The 15,800-nt window shown below is 68.2% G+C and carries 18 protein-coding genes; 11 read left to right on the forward strand and 7 right to left on the reverse strand.

Annotated features, from left to right (window positions below; genetic code table 11):
* Positions 1-63: 63 nt before the first annotated feature.
* Positions 64-999 carry an alpha-E domain-containing protein gene (locus E5A74_RS17235; protein ID WP_206365908.1) on the forward strand — a complete coding sequence of 312 codons (936 nt, stop codon included), beginning with the start codon at positions 64-66 and terminating at the stop codon, positions 997-999.
* Positions 999-1,796 carry a transglutaminase family protein gene (locus E5A74_RS17240; protein ID WP_135986868.1) on the forward strand — a complete coding sequence of 266 codons (798 nt, stop codon included), beginning with the start codon at positions 999-1,001 and terminating at the stop codon, positions 1,794-1,796. Before E5A74_RS17235 ends, E5A74_RS17240 begins: the two co-directional genes overlap by 1 nt.
* A gap of 1 nt (position 1,797) precedes the next feature.
* Here the strand turns inward: E5A74_RS17240 and E5A74_RS17245 are convergent, their stop codons facing one another.
* Together E5A74_RS17245 and E5A74_RS17250 are read right to left on the reverse strand one after the other, a co-directional pair.
* Positions 1,798-2,583, reverse strand: coding sequence for an arginyltransferase (locus tag E5A74_RS17245; RefSeq protein WP_135986869.1), 786 nt, complete (start codon positions 2,581-2,583; stop codon positions 1,798-1,800).
* A 330-nt stretch (positions 2,584-2,913) separates the two neighbouring features.
* Entirely contained in the window at positions 2,914-4,158 is a 1,245-nt protein-coding gene (locus E5A74_RS17250) for a threonine ammonia-lyase (protein ID WP_135986870.1), read from the reverse strand.
* Positions 4,159-4,218: 60 nt separating this feature from the next.
* Here E5A74_RS17250 and E5A74_RS17255 point away from each other — a divergent pair, with 60 nt between their 5' ends.
* Positions 4,219-5,892, forward strand: coding sequence for an amidohydrolase (locus E5A74_RS17255; RefSeq protein ID WP_135986871.1), 1,674 nt, complete (start codon positions 4,219-4,221; stop codon positions 5,890-5,892).
* A 1-nt stretch (position 5,893) separates the two neighbouring features.
* Positions 5,894-6,613, forward strand: a complete 720-nt coding sequence (locus tag E5A74_RS17260) for an HPP family protein (protein WP_135986872.1) — start codon at positions 5,894-5,896, stop codon at positions 6,611-6,613.
* A 1-nt stretch (position 6,614) separates the two neighbouring features.
* Here E5A74_RS17260 and E5A74_RS17265 read toward each other — a convergent pair whose 3' ends face one another.
* Together E5A74_RS17265 and E5A74_RS17270 are read right to left on the reverse strand one after the other, a co-directional pair.
* The gene (locus E5A74_RS17265; protein ID WP_240699864.1) at positions 6,615-7,178 is read right to left on the reverse strand and encodes an OsmC family protein; all 564 of its coding nucleotides are present in this window, start codon (positions 7,176-7,178) and stop codon (positions 6,615-6,617) included.
* A gap of 25 nt (positions 7,179-7,203) precedes the next feature.
* Positions 7,204-8,115, reverse strand: a complete 912-nt coding sequence (locus E5A74_RS17270; RefSeq protein ID WP_135986873.1) for a diiron oxygenase — start codon at positions 8,113-8,115, stop codon at positions 7,204-7,206.
* A gap of 376 nt (positions 8,116-8,491) precedes the next feature.
* Here E5A74_RS17270 and E5A74_RS17275 point away from each other — a divergent pair, with 376 nt between their 5' ends.
* Positions 8,492-9,439, forward strand: coding sequence for an AraC family transcriptional regulator (locus E5A74_RS17275; protein WP_135986874.1), 948 nt, complete (start codon positions 8,492-8,494; stop codon positions 9,437-9,439).
* Positions 9,440-9,506: 67 nt separating this feature from the next.
* On the opposite strand, the gene ctrA is transcribed toward E5A74_RS17275, so the two are convergent.
* Positions 9,507-10,220: a response regulator transcription factor CtrA gene (gene ctrA / locus E5A74_RS17280; protein WP_135986875.1), complete on the reverse strand. Its 714-nt coding sequence runs from the start codon at positions 10,218-10,220 to the stop codon at positions 9,507-9,509.
* 173 nt (positions 10,221-10,393) lie between these two features.
* Positions 10,394-11,308 carry a LysR family transcriptional regulator gene (locus E5A74_RS17285; RefSeq protein ID WP_135986876.1) on the reverse strand — a complete coding sequence of 305 codons (915 nt, stop codon included), beginning with the start codon at positions 11,306-11,308 and terminating at the stop codon, positions 10,394-10,396.
* Between the two features lie 100 nt (positions 11,309-11,408).
* On the opposite strand from E5A74_RS17285, the gene E5A74_RS17290 reads away from it, so the two are divergent.
* Both E5A74_RS17290 and wrbA read left to right on the forward strand, forming a co-directional pair.
* The gene (locus E5A74_RS17290; RefSeq protein ID WP_135986877.1) at positions 11,409-12,107 is read left to right on the forward strand and encodes a pirin family protein; all 699 of its coding nucleotides are present in this window, start codon (positions 11,409-11,411) and stop codon (positions 12,105-12,107) included.
* A gap of 94 nt (positions 12,108-12,201) precedes the next feature.
* A complete protein-coding gene (gene wrbA, locus E5A74_RS17295) occupies positions 12,202-12,828 on the forward strand; it encodes an NAD(P)H:quinone oxidoreductase (protein WP_135986878.1) in 627 nt (208 codons plus the stop codon).
* On the opposite strand, the gene E5A74_RS17300 is transcribed toward wrbA, so the two are convergent.
* Positions 12,759-13,559, reverse strand: a complete 801-nt coding sequence (locus tag E5A74_RS17300; RefSeq protein WP_166745617.1) for a M15 family metallopeptidase — start codon at positions 13,557-13,559, stop codon at positions 12,759-12,761. The genes wrbA and E5A74_RS17300 overlap by 70 nt on opposite strands.
* 144 nt (positions 13,560-13,703) lie before the next feature.
* Between E5A74_RS17300 and E5A74_RS17305 the strand changes: the two genes are divergently transcribed.
* From E5A74_RS17305 to E5A74_RS17320, 4 genes are read left to right on the forward strand one after another with little or no spacing between them, the layout of a single operon-like run.
* Positions 13,704-14,354 carry an RluA family pseudouridine synthase gene (locus tag E5A74_RS17305; protein WP_135986880.1) on the forward strand — a complete coding sequence of 217 codons (651 nt, stop codon included), beginning with the start codon at positions 13,704-13,706 and terminating at the stop codon, positions 14,352-14,354.
* Positions 14,347-14,748, forward strand: coding sequence for an alternative ribosome rescue aminoacyl-tRNA hydrolase ArfB (gene arfB, locus E5A74_RS17310; protein WP_135986881.1), 402 nt, complete (start codon positions 14,347-14,349; stop codon positions 14,746-14,748). Before E5A74_RS17305 ends, arfB begins: the two co-directional genes overlap by 8 nt.
* Entirely contained in the window at positions 14,748-15,224 is a 477-nt protein-coding gene (locus E5A74_RS17315; protein WP_135986882.1) for an SRPBCC family protein, read from the forward strand. The genes arfB and E5A74_RS17315 overlap by 1 nt, the downstream gene beginning before the upstream one ends.
* A 9-nt stretch (positions 15,225-15,233) precedes the next feature.
* The gene (locus E5A74_RS17320; protein WP_135986883.1) at positions 15,234-15,719 is read left to right on the forward strand and encodes a GAF domain-containing protein; all 486 of its coding nucleotides are present in this window, start codon (positions 15,234-15,236) and stop codon (positions 15,717-15,719) included.
* Positions 15,720-15,800 lie beyond the last annotated feature (81 nt).

Raw genomic sequence — 15,800 nt, forward strand, 5'->3', positions numbered from 1 at the left:
ATGCTTCGCATGGTCCCCCTCCCCGAGCGGAGCTCGAGGAGGAATTGGGTCGCTGTCATGCTGATGCTCTCGCGCACCGCGGCGGCGCTCTACTGGCTCGGCCGCTATGTCGAGCGCGCCGACTTCATCGCGCGGCTGGTCGAGGCGACCGTCCGCCTCGACGCGCTCTCCGCGCGCCCGGCCGGCGAGGCGGCGTGGCAGAGCGCGCTCGCGGTGACCTATACCGACGAGGCCTTCGCCGCGACCGGGCAGAGCTATACCCAGAGCCATGTCGCGCGCTTCCTCACGCTCGACGCCGGCCATCCCGGCTCGATCATCCGCTGCCTCGACATGGCGCGCAACAATGCCCGCGCGGTGCGCACCGCGCTCACCCGCGAGGCGTGGACCGCGATCAACCGCGCGTGGCTGCTCTTCCAGAACCGCGCCTCGACCGGCGGGGCCACCGCGACGCTCAACCTCGTCGAGCAGATCAAGGGCGAGACCCGCGGCTTCGAGGGATCGATCCACCGGATGATGCGCAACGAGGCGACATGGCTGATCCAGCTCGGCGCCGCGATCGAGCGCGCCGACAACACCGCGCGGCTGGTCGACGTCAAATATCATCTGCTGCTGCCCGAAGGCGAGGCGGTGGGTGGCGTGGTCGATCGTGACCAATGGACGACGATCCTCCAGACCGTCTCGGCAGTGACCGCCTATCGCTGGCTCTATTCGGAGGGACTCCAGCCCGCCAATGTCATCGACTTGCTGATCAGCCGCTTCGAGCTGCCGCGCAGCCTCGCCGCGTGCGTCGAGGAGACGGTGCAACTGCTCAGCCATCTCGCGCGGCGCACCGGGCTGCAGGGCGAGGCCGATCGCATGGCCCGCGCGCGGATGGCGCGGATGCAGAAGACGCGCACCTCCGAAGTGATCGTCAGCGGACTGCACGAATATCTCGAGGCGTTCGTGCGCGAGAATGCGATGCTCGACGCCGCGATCGCGCGGCAGTTCAGGTTCATCTGATGCGCATCGCGATCGATCACCGCACGCGCTACCGCTTCACCGAGCCGCAGGCGCGGATCGTCCAGATGCTGCGCCTCACCCCGTGCGATACGCGCGACCAGACCGCGGTGAGCTGGATGATCAGCGTCGATTGCGATGCGCGGATGCGCGACGCGGTCGACGGCTTCGGCAACGCCGTGACGATGCTCTATGCCGAGGGACCGATCGCGGCGATCGACATCAGCGTGACCGGTGAGGTGCTCACCGTCGACAGCGGCGGCGTGGTGCACGGATCGAGCGAGCCGTTGCCGCCGATGCTCTATCTGCGCACCACGCCGCGCACCACACTGGGCGACGGCCTGCCCGCGTTCGCGGCGGAAAGCATCGCCGGCGCGCGCGACTCGCTCGAACGGCTGCACCGGCTCAACGCCGCGCTGCATGCGCGCTTCCCGTGCCTGCCCGACGCGCCCGACACCGGGCTGACCGCCGCCGAGGCGTTCGAGAGCGGGCGCGCGACCTCGCGTGACGCCGCGCAGATGTTCATCGCCGCGGCGCGCGGGCTCGAAATGCCGGCGCGCTATGTCTCGGGCTATCGGATCGACGGCGGCGCGCAATCGGCGCCGCACGCCTGGGCCGAAGCGTATGTCGAGGGGCTGGGCTGGGTCGGCTTCGATCCGGTGACCGGATTGTCGCCCGACCAAGGCTATGTCCGGGTCGCGGTCGGACTCGATGCGCATGGCGCGGCGTCGATCGCGGGTACCCGGATCGGCGCCGGCGACGAGAAGCTCGACGTCGCGCTCCGCGTCTCCGAGGAATAGTTCAGGCCAGCTCGCGCATCCGCATCGGCACCGGCATCGCCGGGGCCAGATCCTCGTCGGTGAGCAGCGCCCAGCCATTGGGGCCGAGCACTTCGATCGGGCGATAGCGCGTCTTGTACGCCATCCGCTCGGAGCCCTTCACCCAATAGCCGAGATAGACATAGGGCAGGCTCGCCGCGCGGGCGCGCAGGATGTGGTCGATGATGATGAAGTTGCCGAGCCCGGGGCGCGACTCGCTGTCGGCCTCGAAGAAGCTGTAGATCATCGACAGGCCGTCTGCCTGTTGATCGGTGATGCACGCGCCGACCAGCCGGCCGCGGACGCCGTCCACGCTCGGCTCGCGATACTCGATCACCCATGAGCTGACCGGCGACTGCTCGACCATGTCGGCATAATCGTTCTCGTCCATCGCCGCCATGCCGCCGCCCGGATGGCGCGTCTTGAGATAGCGATGGAGCAGCTCGAACTGCTCCTCGGTCGCCCAAGGCTTGCACGCGGTGACCTCGAGATCGCCGTGCCGCTTGAGCAGCTTGCGCTGGGTCGCGTTGGGCCGGAACTCGTCGGCGACGACGCGGACCGAGACGCAGGCGGTGCAGCCCGCGCAGCTCGGACGATAGGCGACCGACTGGCTGCGGCGGAAACCGATCCGGCCGAGCGCGTCGTTGAGCTCGCCGGCATGCTGGCCGCTCAGCTCGGTGAAGATCTTCCGCTCCTGCCGGCCGGGCAGATAGGGGCACGGCGACGGGCTGGTCACGAAGAATCGCGGGAAACGGGAAAGTGCAGTCACCGCTCAGTCGCCCTCTGTTCAGGCCTTTGGAATCGACCTTTCAACGCGACTATGGAGCGGCGGATGCATGATGAAAAGCCGCTTTACCATGAAAGAGAGTTAACGGGGTGCGGAAGGCGAAACGCGGGAAAACAACACGTTGCGCTCGCGAAACGCCGTGATGGGCGCGCGACGTTAACCTTTGGCCGCGCAATGCGTCGGCGGCGGGTTTCAGCTTACACCGGGTGTTAACTTGCGAGAATCAGCCGACGACTCGACTCGTCGCGTATCCGATTCGGCTGGACGCACATCGCACTCCCGCTCCCAGGAAGGGGAGCGGGCCTTTGGGGCTCAGGCCAGCTCGACCTGGCTCACTTCGTACTGCGCGCGGCGCAGCGCGGTGGTCAGCCGGTCGAGATGGTCGCGGTCGCGCGTCTCGCACTCGATGTCGGTGATCAGCCCCTTCGCCGGCAGCGTGGTGAACACGCGCTGGTGATAGACCTCGATGATGTTGACGCCCTGCTCGTGAAAGATCCTCGCGACGTTGAACAGCGCGCCCGGGCGGTCCTGCAGCCGGATGCGCAGCCGCGCGAGCCGGCCCGAGCGGGCGAGGTCGCGCAGCAGCACGTTGGCGAGCAGCCGCGTGTCGATATTGCCGCCGCACAGGATCGTGCCGACGGTCTTGCCGCGGAACCGCCCCGGCTCGGCGAGCAGCGCGGCGAGCCCCGCGGCGCCGGCGCCCTCGACCACGGTCTTCTCGATCTGCAGGAGCAGGCTCACCGCCTCCTCGAGCCGGCGCTCGCCGACCAGGACGATATCGTCGACCAGCGCCTCGACCATCCGCGCGGTGATCCCCCCGGGCTCCTTGACCGCGATGCCCTCGGCCAGCGTGTCGCCCGCGCAGGGCATGTCGGTGCCGTGGATGCGATTGTACATCGACGGGAAGAGCTCGGCCTCGACGCCGACCACCTCGATCGCGCGGCCTTCGGACTTGGCGACCACCGCCGAGCCCGAGATCAGCCCGCCGCCGCCGATCGGCACGACCAGCGTGTCGAGCCCGGGCACATCCTCGATCATCTCGAGCGCCGCGGTCCCCTGCCCCGCGATGATCCGGGTGTCGTCGAACGGATGGACGAAGGTGAAGCCGCGCTCGGCCTCGAGCTCGCGCGAATGCGCATAGGCGGCATCGAAAGTCTCGCCGTGGAGGATCACATTGGCGCCATGCCCCTCGGTCTGGGTGACCTTCACCGTGGGGGTGTTGAGCGGCATGACGATCGTGCTCGGGATGCCGAGCCGCGTCGCATGATAGGCGAGCCCCTGCGCGTGATTGCCCGCGGACGCCGCGATCACGCCCTTGGCGCGCGCCGCCTCGTCGAGCTGGAGCAAGGTGTTGAGCGCGCCGCGTTCCTTGTACGCGGCGGTGAACTGGAGATTTTCGAACTTGAGATACACCGTCGCGCCGGTGAGCTCCGACAAGGTCTTGCTGATCAGCGTGGGCGTCCGCACCACCGCGCCGCTAATCCGCTGCGCCGCATCGCGTACGTCGTGGATCGAGACGGGAAGCGGCTTGTCCGCCGGTGCTGCTTTGGTGGCCATAGTATCTCCCGCCTAGACCATCTGGCGCGGCGGGGGAACAGGCCCTATGCGCTAGGGTCTATGCCCAAGCTGCCCCTGCTCGCGCGCCTGCTGGCCCCGCTCCTCGCCCCCCTCCTCGCCATTGCCGCTCCCTCGGTCGCCCGTGCCGATGCGTTGATCGACAACGTCAACGGCATGACGCTCGACGAGAAGGGGCAGGTCGTCCGCTTCACCGGGCTGATGATGAACCGCGACGGCAAGATCACCTATCTGCTGTCGAGCGGCCAGAAGCGCCCCAAGAAAGTCGATTGGAAGATCGACATGGGCGGCAAGACGATGGTCCCCGGCATGATCGACGGCCATGGCCATGTCATGGGTCTCGGCGCGCAGCTGGTCCGCATCGATCTCTCGGAAACCAATTCGCTCGACGAGGCGCTGGCCAAGCTGCGGGCCTATGCCGCGGACAATCCGAGCAAGTGGATCGTCGGCGGCGGCTGGAATCAGGAGCGCTGGAAGCTCGGCCGCTTCCCGACCGCCGCCGAGCTCGACGCCGCGATCGGCGACCGGCCGGCATGGCTCGAGCGGGTCGACGGCCATGCCGGCTGGGCGAACAGCCGCGCGATCGCGCTCGCCAACGTCACCGCGGCGACCAAGGACCCCAATGGCGGGCGGATCGAGCGCGGCGCCGGCGGCAAGCCGGCGGGCGTGTTCGTCGACGGCGCGATGGATCTGATCACCAATTCGATCCCCGCCCCCACCCCGCGCGAGCTCAACGCCGCCTTCCTCGCCGCGCAGGATCGGCTGCTGTCGCTCGGCGTCACCAGCGTCGCCGACATGGGCACCAGCCAGAACGACTGGCTGACCTTCCGCCGGCTCGCCGACATCAATCTGCTCAAGATGCGCATCCTCAGCTACGCGGCGGGTGTCGACACCGCGCTCGCGGTGGCCGGGCAGGGCCCGACGCCGTGGCTCTATGCCGATCGGCTGCGGATGGGCGGGATCAAGCTCCTCGCCGACGGCGCGCTCGGCTCGCGCGGCGCGCGGCTCAAGGCCGATTATGCCGATGCGCCGGGCAACAAGGGGCTTACCTTCTTCTCGGACGATCAGCTGCTCAACCGGATGATCCGCGGCTCGATGGACGGCTTCCAGATCGCCGTCCACGCGATCGGCGACCGCGCCAACCAGCAGGTGCTCGACGCGATCGAAGTACTCTCCGACACCTATAAGGGCGATCGCCGCTGGCGGATCGAGCATGCCCAGATCGTCGACCCCAAGGATCTCCCGCGCTTCGGCAAGTTCGGCACGATCGCGTCGATGCAGCCGGTCCACCAGACCAGCGACATGCACATGGCCGAGGCGCGGCTGGGCGAGGCCCGGCTCGTCGGCGCCTATGCGTGGCGCTCGATGCTCCAGAACGGCTCGAAGCTCGCCTTCGGCTCGGACTTCCCGGTCGAGAGCCCCGATCCCTGGGCAGGCTGGGCGGCGAGCTTCACCCGGCAGGACGCGAGCGGCCAGCCGTTCGGCGGCTGGCGCCCGCAGGAAGCCGTGACGCGCGAGCAGGGCTGGGCCGGCTTCACCACCGGCGCCGCCTATGCCGGCTTCGCCGAGGACAAGATCGGCCGGATCGCGATCGGCATGCGCGCCGACTTCCTGATCATCGACCGCGATCCGCTGCTCGCTGCGCCGGGCGATCTGCGCGCCACCAAGGTCATCGAGACCTGGGTGGGCGGTGATCGGGTGTGGCAGCGCAAATAGCATGACCTTCCCATTCGGGCGCCTTCCCCTGCCGCTGGCGGGGGCGAACTGGCGCGAGCGCGTCATCGCCGGAGTCGGCGCGGTGATCGGCATCGGCCTGTGCGCGGCGATCTCGACGATGATCGTCCCCGATCACGGGCTGCTGCTGGCGGCGCCGCTCGGCGCCTCGGCGGTGCTGCTGTTCGCGGTGCCGTCGAGCCCGCTCGCCCAGCCCTGGCCGATCGTCGGCGGCAACATCGTCTCGGCGCTGGTCGGGGTGGTCGTCGCGCAGCTGTTCGGGCACGGCGCGCTCGCCGTTGGCGTGGCGGTCGGCGCGGCGATCCTCGCCATGTCGGCGCTGCGCTGCCTGCACGCGCCGGGCGGCGGCACCGTGCTGCTGCCGGTGCTGGCGCCGGCGGTGTTCGCGCAGGGCTATGGCTTCGCCTTCCTGCCGGTGGGGCTCAACGCCGTCGCGCTCGCCGCGATCGGCATCGCCTTCCACCGCATCTCGGGCCACAGCTATCCCCACCGTCCGATGAAGGTCTCCGACCAGCCGCGCCTGCTGATGGACGATATCGACGCCGCGCTGGCCGAATCGGGCGAGAGTTTCGACGTCAGCCGCGAGGATCTCGAGGCGCTGCTCGATCGCGCCGAGCGCCATGCCGAGGCGCGCCGCCTCGCCGCACGCAAAAGGCCGCGCCGGAGGGTCCGGCGCGGCCAGGAAAAGGAACTGGTCGACTAGATCAGCCGACCGCGAGCGTGCCGTTCATCCGGATCGGCCGCGCGAGGTTATAGTAATTGGGCGAAGTCGCCATCACCGCGCGGTGGATCTCCTCGAACTGTTCGCGCGTGCCGTTGCCGGCGATGCGCACGACATAGTCGATCTGGTCGTAGCCCGGCGGCACGCTCGGATCGAGGCCGAGGAACCCGCGCAGGTCGAGCTGGCCCGAGGTCTCGATCTCGAGCTTGTCGAGCGTGATCCCGTGCATCGCCGCGCCCGCGACATAACCCACGGTCATGCACGCATTGGCCGCGCTCATCAGCAGCTCCTGCGGATTGGGCGCCTGGTTCTGGCCGAGCAGCTGCTCGGGCTCGTCGGCACGCACCTCGAAGTCGCGCGCGATCCGCTCGCCGCCGAGCTCGATGTCGCCCATCTTCGACACGGTGCCGGTCTGCCCGGTCCAGCGCGTCGTCACGTTGAAGCGCACCATCCCCTCGCCGGGATCGCGCTTGATCGTCTCGACCACCTCGCCGAGCGCGTCGAGGTCGATCCCGTTCACGACATTCCGGGTCATCACGTCGTTCATAGTCATTCTCCTTTGGTTTGAAGGTTCAGCAAAAGGCCGGCGCGACCGCATCGATGCGGGCGAGCGCGGCAGGGGAGACCGCGCCGAGCGTGGCGCGGAACCGGGGGTGGGTCATGCCGCTGCCGAGATAGGTCCGGCGCAGCGCCTGGTGCTGGACGGCGAGGAAGCCCTCGCGGTCGGCCTCGTCGAGCACGCGGCCGGTCGCCGCCTCGAACGCGGCGAGATTGAGCGCGGCCTGCCCCTTGCACCCGCCGTCGAGGAACATCCCGATCTCGAGATATTCGTCGATCGCGCGATCGATCGCCGCGGCATCGCGCCCCTCGGCGAGCGCCTCGACCATCAGCGTGTCGATCCTGGCGTGCTGCGCCTCCTCCATCCAGTGGTGGCGGAGCAGGCTCTTGAACAGCGGATCGAGCCCGCCATCGTCGCGGACGCTCTCGAGATAGTGCGCCTGCGTCATCCATTCGATGTGGAGCACCGCCAGCGCCACGCTCAGCGGATCGTGGCGGAGGATCTCCGCCGAGATCGCCTCGGCCGGGCCGATCATCCCGCAGGGCACCGGGAAGCCGCGCACGAACGCCGCATGGAAGCGCCTGAACAGATGGATGTGCTTGGCTTCTTCGGACGCGAAGGCGAGCATCGCCCGCACACGCGCATCGTCATCCGCCAGCATCGAGCGCGCATGATCGAGCACGAAGGGCAGGATCATCTCCTCGATCAGCCCGAACATGCAGAGATATTCGTGCCCGCGGATCTGGTTGAGCAGCCGCCGCTCCCCGGGCGCGACGCCCGGGGTCTCGTCGACCCGCGCCAGCGCCTCGGGCATGAACGGCCGGGCGAAGTCGAGCTCGGCGCTCTCGGGCATCACGTCGTCGAGCTGCCACGCCGCACGCGCCGATGCCGCCAGCACGCCCGAATAAGTGAAATCATGGTACATAGAATTTCTCCTTGGGACCCTATGCCTTCAGGCAAAGGTCAGGGCGTGAAAGGTCAGGATGATCACGGTCAGAACAGTCGAACCGACCAGGGCGGGAAGCCGTACGCAAAGCAACGAACTGGAATAGAAGTTCACGAGTAATCTCCCATGGTTATCCAACGCAGCTCAGGTGCGTGGATTTACGATGTTCAGATTATTGATTGGCCTTTCGCGGAGGTCGCCCGGATCCTCACGCAAATCGACTGCGACTTTATGGTGCCGAACTAGCCCCGGCAGCCGCAACGCGCTATGATCGTGCGGACGGGAAAATTGATCGATCGACCGGATCGACGGCCCGCCCATCGGGCCGCGCGGATCGATTTCAGAGGATGTTGGGATGGACGTGCTCGGCGAAATGCTCGCGGCGCTGCGCCTCTCGGGTGGCGTATTCGTGGATGCGGAATTCAGGGCCCCGTGGACGGTGCTCTCGGACTATACGCCAGAGGATTGCGCCCCGTTCTTCGAGATCCCCAACCAGCTGATCGCCTATCATTATGTCCGTTCGGGCACGTTCACCTGCCGGATTCCCGATGGCCCCGCGCGCGAGGTGCGCGCCGGCGAGATCGTCATCCTCCCGCACGGCGTGCCGCACTATCTCCACGGCCCCGAGCCCTGGCCCGCGCCGATGGACACGCAGAACGTGCTGCGCACGATCGACAACGGCATCTTGCGACTGCGCGGCGGCGGCGGCGGCGAGGCTGCCACGATGTATTGCGGCTATCTGGGCACCACCACGCCCGACAATACCTTGCTCCAGAGCCTGCCGCCGATGCTGGTGATCGCAGTCGATTCGGCCGAAGGCGATTGGATGGTGCGATCGCTCGATTTCGCCGCGCAGGGCGTCGCGACGCGCTCGTGCGAGATGGTCGGCAAGCTCGCCGAAGGCCTCTTCGCCGAAGCGGTGCGGCGCTATGTCGCCGATCTGCCGGCCCATGAGCGCGGCTGGCTCGCCGGGCTGCGCGATCCCGCGGTTGGCCGGGCGCTCGCGCTGATCCACCAGCGCTTCGCCGAGAGCTGGACGCTCGACGCGCTCGCGCGCGAGGCGGCGGTCTCGAAGACCGTCCTCGCCGAGCGCTTCCGGATGCTGCTGGGCGAATCGCCGATGCAATATTGCGCGCGCTGGCGGATGAAGGCGGCGGCCGAGATGCTGCGCGACAATCGCCAGAATGCCTGCAGCGTCGCCTATTCGGTCGGGTTCAATTCGGAAGCCGCGTTCAATCGCGCGTTCAAGCGCGAGTTCGGCGCGCCGCCGGCGACCTGGGCGCGCGAGGCGGTCGCCGCCTGAGCGCCGCCGCGAACGAAAAAGCCGCGATCCTCGCGGACCGCGGCTCCCTCACCCCCATGAAGCTGGTTCAGGCGACGGCGGTGACCGTGTCCGCACCTTCGACGCCATCGGGCTCGCGCAGCACATAGCCGCGGCCCCAGACGGTCTCGATATAATTCTCGCCATCGCACGCCATGCTGAGCTTCTTGCGCAGCTTGCAGATGAAGACGTCGATGATCTTGAGTTCCGGCTCGTCCATCCCGCCATAGAGATGGTTGAGGAACATTTCCTTGGTGAGCGTGGTGCCCTTGCGGAGCGAGAGCAGCTCCAGCATCGCATATTCCTTGCCGGTCAGGTGCACGCGGGCGCCATCGACCTCGACCGTCTTGGCGTCGAGATTGACGGCGAGCTTGCCGGTGCGGATGACCGACTGGCTATGGCCCTTCGAGCGGCGGACGACGGCGTGGATGCGCGCGACCAGCTCTTCGCGGTGGAACGGCTTGGTGACGTAATCGTCGGCGCCGAAGCCGAACGAACGCACCTTCGAATCCATTTCGTTGATGCCCGACAGGATCAGCACCGGCGTCTGGACGCGGGCGACGCGGACCTTCTTGAGCACGTCATAGCCGTGCATGTCCGGAAGGTTCAGGTCGAGCAGGATAATGTCGTAGTCATAGAGCTTGGCGAGATCGAGGCCTTCTTCGCCAAGATCCGTCGTGTAGACATTGAACCCTTCGGTCGAGAGCATGAGCTCGATCGCCTTGGCGGTCGAAGGTTCGTCCTCGATCAGCAGCACGCGCATCGTCGGTTCCCCTGTCCCAAGCACGCGAGCAAGCCCCGACGGCCGGCGCGCTGGACGATTCATTAACCTAAGCACCTCTGAAGGCAAAAGGTTAATTTCTGACTAACCGGCCTTGTTCCACGAGTCGTAGGGAATCTACCTATTCCGCGAATCATTTTCGTTTCGAAGTCGAGTCACAAATGCGCTTCGCCGCAGATTTTCCTGAGGCGATCGCTGAGGAAATCGATCAGCGCTTCGACCCGCGCCGGGCGCAAGGTGCCCGGCGGAGTCAGCAGATGGAGCCCCGATGCGCCCGCGGCCCAATCGGCGAGCACCGCTTCGAGCCGGCCCGCGGCGAGATCCTGCGCGACGAGGAAGTCGGGCAGCCGCGCGACGCCGAGCCCTGCGCGCAGCGCGGGGAGCATCGCGTCGCCATTGTCGGTGCGGATCGGTCCGTCGATGCGCACCGCCGCCTCCTCGCCGCCGGCGCGGCGGAAGCGCCAGACATCGGGGGTGGCGGTATTGGTGTAGACGAAGCAGGCATGCGTCGCGAGATCGGCGGGGTGGCGCGGGCGTCCGGCGCGATCCCAATAGGCCGGCGCCGCGACGATATGCCCGGTCACCGGTCCGAGCCGGCGCGCGCGCAGCGAACTGTCGGGCAGCTCGGCGATGCGCAATGCGATGTCGATCCCCTCGCCGACGATGTCGACGAACGCGTCCGACAGCCGGAGATCGACCTTGATGCCCGGGTGCAGCGCCATGAAGTCGGCGAGCGCCGGCGCCACTGCCTGGATCCCGAAGGTGAGCGGTGCGGCGAGGCGAACCAGCCCGACAGGCGCGCTGGCGGATTCGAACGCGGCCTCCTCGGCGGCCTCGCCTTCGGAGAGGATGCGCTGGGCATGATCTGCGAGCGCGCGGCCGCTGTCGGTGAGCGTCAGCCGCCGCGAAGTTCGGTGGAAGAGCGAGGTGCCCAGCCGCGTCTCGAGCCGCGAGATCGCCTTGGAGACGGTCGCCTTGGACACCGCGAGCGCCTCGGCCGCGGCGCTGAACGAGCGATGCTCGACCACCGCGGCGAAGATCGCCCAGGCCTCGAAATCGGGTAGCTTCATTTCATATGAGTAACACGGAAACGATCGGTTTCCAACGTTTCCATTTACCGCATGATCCTGCTCCCTATCTTGGTGCTCAAGGAACAAGGGAGATCAGGAAATGATCGACAAACGCACTTTCGACAGCCTCGGCCATGCCGACCATGGCTGGCTCAACGCGCGGCACCATTTCAGCTTCGCGAACTATTATGATCCCGCCCGGATGGGCTGGGGCGCGATCCGGGTCTGGAACGACGACGAGATCGCCGCCAATTCGGGTTTCCCGCCGCATCCGCACAAGGACATGGAGATCATCACCTATGTCCGCCAAGGCGCGATCACGCATCAGGACTCGATGGGCAACAAGGGCCGCACCGGCGCCGGCGACGTGCAGGTGATGAGCGCCGGGACCGGCGTCCGTCACGCCGAGTATAATCTCGAGCCCGAGACCACGACGCTGTTCCAGATCTGGATCCAGCCTCGTTCCGCCGGCGGCCAGCCGAGCTGGGGCGCCAAGCCTTTCCCCAAGGGCGATCGCTCGGGTAAGTTCGTGACGCTCGCCAGTGGCTTCGCCGAGGACAATGACGCGCTGCCGATCCGGGCCGATGCCCGGGTGCTCGGCGCCACGCTCAAGGCCGGCGAAAGCGTCGAGCACATCGTGGGCGACGGCCGCCACGCCTATCTCGTCCCCGCCGTCGGCGTGATCGAGATCGACGGCGAGCGCGTCGACGCCCGCGACGGCGCCGCGCTGAGCGGCGGCCAGACCGTGACGATCAAGGCGATCGAAGACGCCGAGATCGTGCTGGTCGACTCCGAATAATTCCAGTCTCCCCTCCCGCTCGCGGGAGGGGGCTCTGCCCGAACACACCCCTGGCTCCTTCCGCAAGCGGGAGGGGAACAAGAAGGAACGCCCCATGTCGAAGATCCTCGTTCTTTATTATTCGTCCTATGGCCACCTCGCGAAGATGGCGGACGCCGTCGCCGAGGGCGCGCGCAGCGCCGGTGCCGAGGTCGATGTCCGCCGCGTCCCCGAGACCGCACCGTTCGAAGTCGCGCAGGCTGCGGGCTTCGTCGCAGATCACAGCCATCCGGTGCTCGAGGACGTCAACGAGCTCGCCAACTATGACGGCATCATCGTCGGCGCGCCGACGCGCTTCGGGCGGATGGCGAGCCAGATGGCGAGCTTCTGGGATCGCGCCGGTGGCGTCTGGTTCCAGGGCCAGCTCAACGGCAAGGTCGGCGGCGCCTTCACGTCGACCGCGACCCAGCATGGCGGCCAGGAGACGACGCTCTTCTCGATCATCACCAATTTGCTGCACTTCGGCCTGACCGTGGTCGGCCTCGATTATGGCTTCCAGGGCCAGACCGGCGTCGACGAGGTCAAGGGCGGCTCGCCTTATGGCGCGACGACGATCTCGGATGGTGACGGCAGCCGGCTGCCGAGCGAAGTCGAGCTCGACGGCGCCCGCTATCAGGGCCGGCGCATCGCCGAGGTCGCCAACAAGATCGCGGCGCCTGCCCGCGAGCTCGAAACCGCGTAACCTCCCCCTTCCCGCGCGGTTTCGACGGAGCGGCGGTCTGGCAAGAGCCCGGCCGCCGCTTTCGTTTGTGTCCGCGCGACCGCCGGCAGCGCCGGGAAGCGCGCCTGCGCCGCCGCGAAGCGCGCCCGCGCCGCCTGTGCCTGGGCGCCGGCATCGCCGCTGCGGCCAACCCAGCGCCAATGCCACGGCTCCCAGCCGACGCCCTGCTTGTTGCCCGCGGGGAAGGAGAGCTCGAATCCGAATTCGGGCCCGCGACGCATCAGCCATTTGCCGCCCGGCGTCAGCGCGAAGCATTGCTCGACGGCGCGGCAATCGCCGCCGCGATGGACGAAGTCGATCGCATAGCCGGTGGCATGCTCGCTATGCCCGGGCGGACCAACGAAGCGCGCGCGCAGCGCAGCGCCGCCGACCGAATCGCAATTCTCGCTGCCGGAGCAGAACACCCGGCGCTGCTTGGCGATCGAGCGGAAGCACGATACCGCGCCGAGATCGATTCCCTCCGCGCGCGCCGCGGCGAGCAGATGCTCGAGATCGTCGACAGCATCGCGCACCAGAATGCAGCCGGCGAGGCTCGGCACCGGCACGAGCGCCGTCGCATTGGCCTCGCCATAAGCGAGGTGATTGAACATCCGCATCGCCGGCGCGAGCGGTGCGGGCGCGGCGGCGGGCGCCGGCGGCGGCACATCGTCCTCGGCATGCGCCGCGAGCGGAATGCACAGGAGCAAAGCCACAGCCGAAAGACGCACCATGCACCCTCACGACGCTGCCGGAATGGCATCCTTTGCGAAACGCCGGGCAGGCTGAAAGGATCATCCACGCGCGCCGATATCGCGCAGCCGCTGGCGCTTGTGCGCCGCCGGTGGCATGGGCGGGGCATGTTCCAGGACCGTGTACTCTTCATCGATGGCGAGGCGATCGTGATCGACAAGCCCGCGGGGCTGCCGGTCGATCGCCCGCGCGACCGCTCGGAAAGCCTCGAGGACCTGCTCGACCAGCTGACCTTCGGCTTCCGCCGGCTGCCGCTCCCCGTCCACCGGCTCGATCGAGACACCAGCGGCTGCCTGTTGCTCGCGCGCAACCCCAAGGCGCACAAGCGCTTCGGCCAGGCGTTCGAGGCGGGCACCGTGGTCAAGCGCTACCTCGCGATCCTCGACGGCGAACCCGGCGAAGACAGCGGCACGATCGACTTGCCGCTCGCCAAGATATCGAGCGCCGAGGCCGGCTGGCGGATGACCGGCGATCCCGGCGGCAAGCCCGCGCGCACTCGCTGGGAAGTCGTCGAGCGCGTCGGCGGCAAAGCGATGCTCGCCTTCTTCCCCGAAACCGGCCGCACCCATCAGATCCGCGTCCATGCCGCCGAAGGACTCGGCCTGCCGATCCTCGGCGACCCGGTCTATGGCAAGGGCGGCCCGGCGGTGATGCTCCACGCCGCCGCGCTGACCGTGCCGCGCGAGGGCAAGCCCGACGTCCATGCCGAGGCGCCGCTGCCGGCGCGCTTCCACAATATCGGCTTCGGCCGTGGCTGAGATTCCGGACGAGGCGATCGTCGAGGAGAAGTTCCTCGCCGCCTCGGGGCCGGGCGGGCAGAACGTCAACAAGGTCGCGACTGCGGTGCAGCTGCGCATCAACGTCTTCGCGCTAGGGCTGCCACCTTATGCCTATCAGCAGCTCAAGACGCTGGCGGGCAGCAAGATGACCGGCACCGGCGAGTTGGTGATCACCGCGCGCAAGTTCCGCACGCAGGAGGCCAACCGCGCCGATGCCCGCGAGCGCGTCGCCGAGCTGATCGACAAGGCGCACGAACGCCAGGCGCGCCGGGTGAAGACCAAGCCGAGCAAGGCCGCCAAGGCCCGCCGGGTCGATGCCAAGAAAGGCCGCAGCGAAGTGAAGGCCGGGCGCGGCAGGGTACGGCTGGATTGATGGCCGGGCGCACCGATCGCGCCACGCGCATCGTCGCCGCCCGCCGCGCCACGGTCTATCGCGCGCTGACCGATGCCGATCTGCTGGTTCGCTGGCTGCCGCCCGCGGGCATGACGGGGCGCTTCGAGGCTTTCGACGCGCGGCCCGGCGGACGCTACCGGATGATCCTGCGCTATCTCGACGCGGACGAGGCGGGCAAATCGGGCGGTGGCGAGGACGTGATCGAAGGCCGGTTCGTTGCGCTCGAGCCCGGCGAGCGGGTCGTCCAGTCCGCTGATTTCGAATCGAACGACCCCGCCTTTGCCGGCACGATGATCATGGAATGGGTGCTGCGCGATCTGCCCGGCGGCACCGAGGTCGCGATCGAATGCCGCGACGTGCCTGCCGGCATCTCCGCCGAGGATCATGCCGCCGGGCTCGCCTCGTCGCTCGAAAACCTCGCCGCGCTGCTGGAAGCGCCGGGCACGAACGACTAGCTAGGCGCCATGTACAGCTTCGACATCGCCGCCGGCTCCAAATCCGAGCTCTATCGCGACCTCGCCGCCGCGCTCGACTCGCTCACCGCCGACGAGCCCGACGCCATCGCCAACATGGCCAATGTCTCGGCGCTGATCGGCCAGTATCTGCCCGATCTCAACTGGTCCGGCTTCTATCGCAATGTCGGCGGCGAGCTGGTGCTCGGCCCGTTCCAGGGCAAGGCGGCGTGCATCCGCATCCCGTTCGGCAAGGGCGTGTGCGGCGCTGCCGCGGCGAGCCGCGAGACCCAGCTGGTCGAGGATGTCCACGCCTTCCCCGGCCATATCGCCTGCGATGCGGCGAGCCGCTCCGAGCTGGTGGTCCCGATCGTCCACCAGGGCGCGTTGCTCGGCGTGCTCGATCTCGACAGCCCGTTGCCGGCGCGCTTCGATGCCGGCGACGCCGCCGGCTGCGAGGCGTTGATGCGGATCCTCGCCCCGCGCATCGCCGGCTGAATCTCGCGACGGGACGCTGCCCCGCATTGGGACAGCTTCGGGCCCGCCGCGCGATTTCGTGCGCGCGGCGTAACGGTTACT

The organism is Sphingomonas naasensis (assembly GCF_004792695.1).
GTDB lineage: Bacteria > Pseudomonadota > Alphaproteobacteria > Sphingomonadales > Sphingomonadaceae > Sphingomonas > Sphingomonas naasensis.

Excerpts from the sequence above, each read along its gene's own strand:
- E5A74_RS17235 (WP_206365908.1), top strand. The coding sequence starts at position 64 with ATGCTCTCGCGCACCGCGGCGGCGCTCTACTGGCTCGGCCGCTATGTC.
- E5A74_RS17240 (WP_135986868.1), top strand. The coding sequence starts at position 999 with ATGCGCATCGCGATCGATCACCGCACGCGCTACCGCTTCACCGAGCCG.
- E5A74_RS17250 (WP_135986870.1), bottom strand. The coding sequence starts at position 4,158 with ATGGCCACCAAAGCAGCACCGGCGGACAAGCCGCTTCCCGTCTCGATC.
- E5A74_RS17255 (WP_135986871.1), top strand. The coding sequence starts at position 4,219 with ATGCCCAAGCTGCCCCTGCTCGCGCGCCTGCTGGCCCCGCTCCTCGCC.
- E5A74_RS17260 (WP_135986872.1), top strand. The coding sequence starts at position 5,894 with ATGACCTTCCCATTCGGGCGCCTTCCCCTGCCGCTGGCGGGGGCGAAC.
- E5A74_RS17265 (WP_240699864.1), bottom strand. The coding sequence starts at position 7,178 with ATGAACGACGTGATGACCCGGAATGTCGTGAACGGGATCGACCTCGAC.
- E5A74_RS17270 (WP_135986873.1), bottom strand. The coding sequence starts at position 8,115 with ATGTACCATGATTTCACTTATTCGGGCGTGCTGGCGGCATCGGCGCGT.
- E5A74_RS17275 (WP_135986874.1), top strand. The coding sequence starts at position 8,492 with ATGGACGTGCTCGGCGAAATGCTCGCGGCGCTGCGCCTCTCGGGTGGC.
- ctrA (WP_135986875.1), bottom strand. The coding sequence starts at position 10,220 with ATGCGCGTGCTGCTGATCGAGGACGAACCTTCGACCGCCAAGGCGATC.
- E5A74_RS17285 (WP_135986876.1), bottom strand. The coding sequence starts at position 11,308 with ATGAAGCTACCCGATTTCGAGGCCTGGGCGATCTTCGCCGCGGTGGTC.
- E5A74_RS17290 (WP_135986877.1), top strand. The coding sequence starts at position 11,409 with ATGATCGACAAACGCACTTTCGACAGCCTCGGCCATGCCGACCATGGC.
- wrbA (WP_135986878.1), top strand. The coding sequence starts at position 12,202 with ATGTCGAAGATCCTCGTTCTTTATTATTCGTCCTATGGCCACCTCGCG.
- E5A74_RS17305 (WP_135986880.1), top strand. The coding sequence starts at position 13,704 with ATGTTCCAGGACCGTGTACTCTTCATCGATGGCGAGGCGATCGTGATC.
- E5A74_RS17315 (WP_135986882.1), top strand. The coding sequence starts at position 14,748 with ATGGCCGGGCGCACCGATCGCGCCACGCGCATCGTCGCCGCCCGCCGC.
- E5A74_RS17320 (WP_135986883.1), top strand. The coding sequence starts at position 15,234 with ATGTACAGCTTCGACATCGCCGCCGGCTCCAAATCCGAGCTCTATCGC.